The sequence below is a fragment of the Microcoleus sp. S13_B4 genome (assembly GCF_036700885.1).
In the GTDB taxonomy this organism is placed as follows: domain Bacteria; phylum Cyanobacteriota; class Cyanobacteriia; order Cyanobacteriales; family Microcoleaceae; genus Microcoleus.
The window spans coordinates 34,606-40,951 of record NZ_JAUBPU010000006.1; the positions used below are offsets into that span (position 1 = coordinate 34,606).

Annotated in this window: 8 protein-coding genes; 5 read left to right on the forward strand and 3 right to left on the reverse strand. The window is 45.0% G+C overall.

The features are described from left to right. Nucleotides 1-117 precede the first annotated feature (117 nt). Nucleotides 118-1,029: a GTPase Era gene (era, locus tag QT994_RS05755; protein ID WP_333172636.1), complete on the reverse strand. Its 912-nt coding sequence runs from the start codon at nucleotides 1,027-1,029 to the stop codon at nucleotides 118-120. A 509-nt stretch (nucleotides 1,030-1,538) separates the two neighbouring features. Between era and QT994_RS05760 the strand changes: the two genes are divergently transcribed. Then, a complete protein-coding gene (locus QT994_RS05760; RefSeq protein ID WP_333172428.1) occupies nucleotides 1,539-1,970 on the forward strand; it encodes a hypothetical protein in 432 nt (143 codons plus the stop codon). 441 nt (nucleotides 1,971-2,411) lie between these two features. On the opposite strand, the gene QT994_RS05765 is transcribed toward QT994_RS05760, so the two are convergent. Further along, on the reverse strand, nucleotides 2,412-2,684 hold the full coding sequence (locus QT994_RS05765; RefSeq protein ID WP_333172430.1) for a hypothetical protein: 273 nt from the start codon (nucleotides 2,682-2,684) through the stop codon (nucleotides 2,412-2,414). 252 nt (nucleotides 2,685-2,936) lie between these two features. On the opposite strand from QT994_RS05765, the gene QT994_RS05770 reads away from it, so the two are divergent. The 4 genes from QT994_RS05770 to QT994_RS05785 all read left to right on the forward strand — a co-directional run bounded on the left by QT994_RS05770 (nucleotide 2,937) and on the right by QT994_RS05785 (nucleotide 5,625). Further along, nucleotides 2,937-3,494 carry an NUDIX hydrolase gene (locus QT994_RS05770; protein WP_333172432.1) on the forward strand — a complete coding sequence of 186 codons (558 nt, stop codon included), beginning with the start codon at nucleotides 2,937-2,939 and terminating at the stop codon, nucleotides 3,492-3,494. A gap of 177 nt (nucleotides 3,495-3,671) precedes the next feature. Beyond that, nucleotides 3,672-4,427 carry an ATP-binding cassette domain-containing protein gene (locus QT994_RS05775; RefSeq protein ID WP_333172434.1) on the forward strand — a complete coding sequence of 252 codons (756 nt, stop codon included), beginning with the start codon at nucleotides 3,672-3,674 and terminating at the stop codon, nucleotides 4,425-4,427. Nucleotides 4,428-4,479: 52 nt separating this feature from the next. Continuing rightward, nucleotides 4,480-4,941 carry a DUF29 domain-containing protein gene (locus tag QT994_RS05780; protein WP_333044904.1) on the forward strand — a complete coding sequence of 154 codons (462 nt, stop codon included), beginning with the start codon at nucleotides 4,480-4,482 and terminating at the stop codon, nucleotides 4,939-4,941. Between the two features lie 33 nt (nucleotides 4,942-4,974). Then, nucleotides 4,975-5,625, forward strand: coding sequence for an ABC transporter permease (locus QT994_RS05785; RefSeq protein WP_333044906.1), 651 nt, complete (start codon nucleotides 4,975-4,977; stop codon nucleotides 5,623-5,625). Here QT994_RS05785 and QT994_RS05790 read toward each other — a convergent pair. Further along, nucleotides 5,612-6,247, reverse strand: a complete 636-nt coding sequence (locus QT994_RS05790; RefSeq protein ID WP_333172436.1) for a DUF1802 family protein — start codon at nucleotides 6,245-6,247, stop codon at nucleotides 5,612-5,614. The genes QT994_RS05785 and QT994_RS05790 overlap by 14 nt on opposite strands. Between the last annotated feature and the right edge of the window lie 99 nt (nucleotides 6,248-6,346).

The window sequence follows — 6,346 nt, forward strand, 5'->3', positions numbered from 1 at the left end:
CGTTAAGCGGGGGTTTGTATCGACTCTCCGACCCCGATGAAACTCTCTCAGAGCGAAAGTCGTGCTCGATTCTTGATTCAAAGGACGGAAGAACCCCAACTGCCAACTGCCAAAGTTTCACTCTTCCACGCGATAGCCCAATTCGGCTAAACGAGTGCGCGACTGCCGCCACTTCGGCTGCACCTTGACAAATAACTCCAAATACACTTTGCCTTCTATTAACTTTTGAATCTGTTCCCGGGCCGCACTGCCGATCGACTTGAGCATACTGCCGCTTTTACCGATTAAAATGCCTTTTTGGGAATCCCGTTCGACGTGAATTGTCGCCAGAATGCGAGTAATTTTTGCTTCTTCTTGAACAATGTCGATCGCGATTGCTACGGAATGCGGCACTTCTTCCCGCGTCAGCAGCAAAATCTGTTCCCGAATCAATTCGCCCATAATAAAGCGTTCCGGCTGGTCAGTCACCAAATCTGGCGGATAATAATAAGGCCCAACCTCCAAATGTTCGATTAACAATTTTTGCAGCGACTCCACACCCTCGCCCGTGAGAGCGGAAAATTTCACTACAGGCCACTCAGGATTGACAATTTGCTCGTAAGTTCGATCGATCAACACGCAATCCGACGGTTGTTCGTCCAACTTATTCATCCCCAAAATCACCGGAATGCCGATATTGCTGAGAATTTCGACAATATATCGATCGCCCCCTCCCGATTCCACCGAACCATCCACCACAAACAGCACCACATCCACCGACTTAATCGCCGTGCGGGCATTCTGCACCAAAACCTTCCCCAATTGGTGGTGCGGCTTGTGAATTCCGGGAGTATCTACAAAAATAATTTGTGCTTCAGGTGTCGTCAGGATTCCCCGTAGCCTGTTGCGCGTCGTCTGAGACACCGGCGAAGTAATAGCAATTTTCTGCCCCACCAACTGATTCATCAGCGTTGATTTTCCGACATTCGGGCGTCCGACAATACCCACAAAGCCCGATTTGTAACCCGCCGGAGCCACGGGAACACCCATAATGTCTGATACGTCGATAAATTTACTATCTTCCACTAAAATCACCTATTTTCAAGCCCCTTCTCTGTCTATTGTCGCCTGAAAATACTCAAACGGCCATCGATGCACTGTAGCATCTTTCTCGCTTTGGTATACCCCGCAACAGTCAAAGCTCGATCGAGCTGCAAACCAGTGTTAAAACGTGATACGCGATCGGCAAAACTTGATATCTGAGACAAAATTTGATAAAGTTCCAGTGACATCGATCGAAAATGAATCATTCTGGTCAAACCGACTCTTAAATGCTGTAACAACTTCAGATGTGTAAATATCTAACTCAACTGAAACTTTTCTACAGTTTGTCAGGCAAACCAGTTTTAACATTTTTGAGAATGTTTGGTAATAAATTAGGCAGGTTAAACTCAAACTCAAAAGCTCAATGTCATGAGGCGCTTTTTTCATAAAAGCTACTGTTTTTAGACCCTACCTAAATTAGTGCTAATCGTCATAAAGTTGAGGAGATGAATCAGATGAAATCGAAATTATTTTGGAGTTGCTGCACCGTTTTGGTCGCAAGCTTGCCTGTTTCCGCCTTGGCTCAAACAAGCCCTCCCACAAGCCCTCAAGCAGGTATTGACTACAAGGGTGGATCGAAGAACTACCAGTTGGTACCGGGTAAAATCCAGGACAGAACCTTGCCCAAAGCTTTTGACTTTCCAATTATTACCAATGTTGCTACTGACACTAGCATCACCTCGGATTTCCTAATTACCGATCAGTTTCGCGCCCCAGCGGGTCGTACAGAATACACCGGAGCTCTCACCGCCTGGGCAGCATCAATCAGAGAATGTCTCGCCAAACAACCACTTTTGATTCGAGCCAGCACTAAGAACCCGATTCAGATTAATGGTAGAGTAGGCACGATTGTCAGAAACGCAAATAACCGTGCAGTTTGCAAATAAGCCAGCAATATCACAGGGGCTAAATTGACCGTAATTGCTGTAAGGGCGGGTTCACCAATATCTCCCATGCAAGCATCGATACAGTAAACCCGTCACCGCAGCGATATTGGGGTCAATCGAGGCCAGTTGATATAACTTCCGCTATCTTAAAGATAAAAACTAGAGAGTGTTTTTGAACAAAAAGAGCAATAGAAAACCTATTGCTCTTTTTGTTGACCAAATGTCAATTAATATCTATTAGGACTTATATGATATCGGCTGAAACGACATCATATAAGATGTTTGTAGTGAGGAATGCAAGTCCTTATCAAAGTTTAACGACTTGCATTCCTCACTGCAAACGACATAATTACGCAAAAACCAGCTTTTTTCCAAAAAATCCCGGGGAACGGGAGGGATATAGATTTTAACACCCGGTTTATGAAAGTTTGTCTGCGTAATTCACGGTTTAGTAGCGCAAAATTCATGTGTACTCAGTAAAATTTCGCCATAATCAGGAATCCAAGCTAGCCACTGTTCTTCCGAACATTCACACAACAGCCACGCTTCGTCAAAGCTGAATGCGGTTGGCGGATTGAACAATTTAACCCACATAGAAGGAGCCAATTTGGGCGCAGGTACGGCGCAGCCAAATTTTTCCCAGTCGCGGACACTGGTGAAGCTTCCGGGTGTTGATGGGGATTGCCAAGTACGAATATCTGTTTGCAGTTGCATAACTACTCCTGTCTAGCTAAGAGTCTGCACCAGGGCGCGGTTGAAACAACCCAGAGCCAAGGCGCAGATAAACTTTGATTATGTAGTCTATGTTACCGAATTATCTAGGCGAATGTGTAAGGTTGTAGCAAAAATTTACAATCGACAGGAAAAAACGGGCTCAAAGCTGAAAAGGTCGCTCGGCTATTGTTCAGCTCGGCAACGCTCGCCTACCATAGCAAACAACATCTGATTTATTTCAAAAATTCCGACATGAACCAAACTACAAAATCCCCGTGGAAAACTCTAGATGGCTTTTTAGAAATCAACTCTCATTGGGTAAAATTAATCGCCGAACATCTCGAAACAACCGAAGGGCAAATAGTAGAATATTGGCGAGTAGAAAGAGCAAATTCAGTTGTAATCTTGACAATTCAAGCTGACAAATTTCTGTTTCCCCCACCGATGTATCGCCCCGGCGTGGCAGAAGCAACCCTCGATTTTCCCGGCGGTCGCGTAGAAGCCGAAGCAACGCCAGCAGCGGAAGTTCCAGTTATACTCAAAAAAGAACTAGGCGTGACAGAAAGTGCGATCGCCCGCCTCGAACCGATCAACACCATTGGCTGGGCAATAAACAGCTCATTCTCCAATCAAAAACTCTACGGTTTTGTTGCAGAATTGCACCCTACAGCAACAGTAAACCCCGAACTGATCGGTGCTGAATATCCTGTCACCGCAGACGGAATTAGCGACTTGCTCAAAAAATTAACTTGCCTCCAATGTCGAGCCTTACTGCTAGAATGGCAAAATCAAGTAGATTTTAGATTTTAGAATTGGCAATTGTCCCCCGATGCTCGCTGATTTGAATTTTAGGACTTACGCTCATAAACCAGGTTTCCCTGCCAAATCTTGGGTTAAGCAGCAAATTATCTAAGAAAAAAACCGGGTTTCTAGACCCTTGTCTGTAAGTCCTAAAATTCCTGAAAACCCAAATCACCGGAACTAATCATGCCTCTCAATAATGAAGTTGCTGTCGAATGCCTCAACGTGACATATCGCCTCAACCGCAGGCATTTAGTAGACAAACTCAATTTCAAAGTGCTGCAAGGAGAAGTTTTAGTATTGCTGGGACGCAGCGGGAGTGGCAAAACTACTACCATGAAATTGATTAACAATTTACTAACGCCAAGCAGCGGCGAAGTTCTTGTCATGGGAAAACCGACAACTCAGTGGAACCCGATTCAACTGCGCCGAAAAATTGGTTATGTGATTCAAGAAATTGGTTTGTTTCCCCATTTTACCGTCGAGCAAAACGTCGGTTTAGTGCCAAAATTAGAAGGTTGGGAGGGCGATCGTATTCAATCTCGCGTCCGGCAACTGTTAGAATTAGTCAACCTCGACCCCCAGCACTTCGCCAAACGCTATCCCCATCAGTTATCCGGCGGACAGCGGCAGCGGGTAGGCGTCGCAAGAGCACTGGCCGCTGACCCTCCGATATTATTAATGGACGAACCGTTTGGTGCTTTAGACCCCATTACTCGTCTGGAATTACAGCGGGAATTCGGTCAATTGCAGCAGCAACTGGGCAAAACTGTGATTTTTGTGACTCACGGCATTCAAGAAGCTTTTTTGTTAGCTTCTAGAATTGGTTTGATGCAAGACGGACGGTTGGTTGAATTGGGCTCGCCCGATGATTTTCTCAAATCCCAGCATCCAGAAGCTGGGGCATTTCTTGAATGTTTGCAAGTAGCTAAATTTGAATGATTTAGCAAAAATTTGATAATATAGTTTTAGTAACTAAGCGGATAATCAAACGATGCACAGTCTTTACGAGACAGACTTCTATGCTTGGACGCAAGAACAAGCCAAGTTACTTCGCAAGTGTCAGTGGAGTCAACTTGACTTGCCAAATTTAATTGAGGAGATTGAATCTTTGGGCAAACAGGAGCGTCAAGAACTTAGAAATCGTTTGAGCATTTTGCTGGGACATTTGCTGAAGTGGCAATATCAGCCCCAACAGCGGAGTCGTAGCTGGTTGTCTACAATTCGAGTGCAGCGGCGGGACACTCAGAGACTGATACAAGATAACCCAAGTCTGAAACCTTACTTGCAAGAAGCTTTCCAAGAAGCTTATCAAAACGGTAGAGATTTGGCAGTAGGAGAAACCGATTTACCTCTCAAGACATTTCCTCAAAATTGCCTTTACAGCTTAGAGGAAATTCTGGACTCTCGCTTCTATCCTGGTGAACCAAGTGCTGAAATGGAAAATGATTTATAAGATTGACAGCAATCACGAATAACCAATTACCCGATGATAATTTTTATCAACCGCTATGGCGCTGAGATAATTCAGCGCGCGACCGAACACTTATATTTAGTAACTGTTGCAATTTTTATCGCTATTAGTGTGGGGATGCCCCTGGGAATTTTAGCCACGAGAAAACCAAAATTGAAAAAGCCAATTTTGGGATTTGCTAATATTATGCAAACAATTCCCAGTTTAGCTTTGTTTGGCTTGCTAATCCCGGTGCCAGTATTGGGTGGAATAGGCGATCGCACGGCAATTATCGCCCTCACTCTGTATTCTTTACTGCCAATTATCCGCAATACTTATACTGGTATTGTCGGCGTCGATCCAGCGATTACGGAAGCCGGAAGAGGCATGGGGATGACTGATATGCAACTGTTATGGCAAGTGGAAATTCCCCTGGCACTGGGCGTGATTCTGGCGGGGGTGCGAGTGGCGGCAGTAATTGCGATCGGACTCGCTACAATCGCCGCTGCCATTGGCGCGGGTGGCTTGGGGGTGTTTATTTTTCGTGGCGTTGCTACAGTTAACAATCAGTTACTTTTAGCTGGGGCAATTCCGGCAGCTTTGATGGCTTTAGCTGCGGATTTTGGGCTGGGTTTGGTAGAAGCGCGCCTCTCGAAAAGTACATTAAAAACTCTTAATGAGAAGTAAAATCCTGGCTGCCTTCCGTCAGCGTTGTCACTGTCTGCGAACCAGAAGCCTTCGCAGGATTTGCTATCAGATTGCGGATTTCATTTGAGCGTTCAATGTACTCTCGATCGCTCAAAACAGCTTGGCTTCCCTCCAGCGCAATAGCATCGACCAAATCGATCCAAGAACGGCAACCGCCGTATTCAGGAATGTAGGGGATTTCGCGGCTTTCTGCAAGGCGATAAGCCCGCACCAATAAAATACAAATTGGCTGAGTTTGTTTCCATTTCAGGCGATCGCTGACAAAACTTTCATTCCAAATATGATAAGGAAACAACGCAGTAATGGCTGGTTCCCAAGCTACCAAAAAAACATCAGTAATCTCCGCCCAACTGCCAATTCTAATAACTTCTGGATGCCAACCAGATTCGACAGTCTTGACTTGATGTGCAAACTCCGGCTTTAATAAACCCGGCTGTTGGTGTTCAAAAGTTGGATACAGCAAAACCTGTTTGTCCGTGACATTAAACTGTCCTGCTTGCTCGCGAATTCCCCCCTTCCGCAACAGCACAATCGTTTGACCTTGTTCTAAAGCATTAACTGCTACATTCCATTCTTTCAGCGCCCTAGTAGTTGATTTCATAGGAATTTAGTTAAGTTTTAACAAAAATAACAAAACTCGGTACTTTCAAGCAAGTACAGCCATTTTTTCTAGTTTGCGACTAGCCTAGAAGGGATTAAC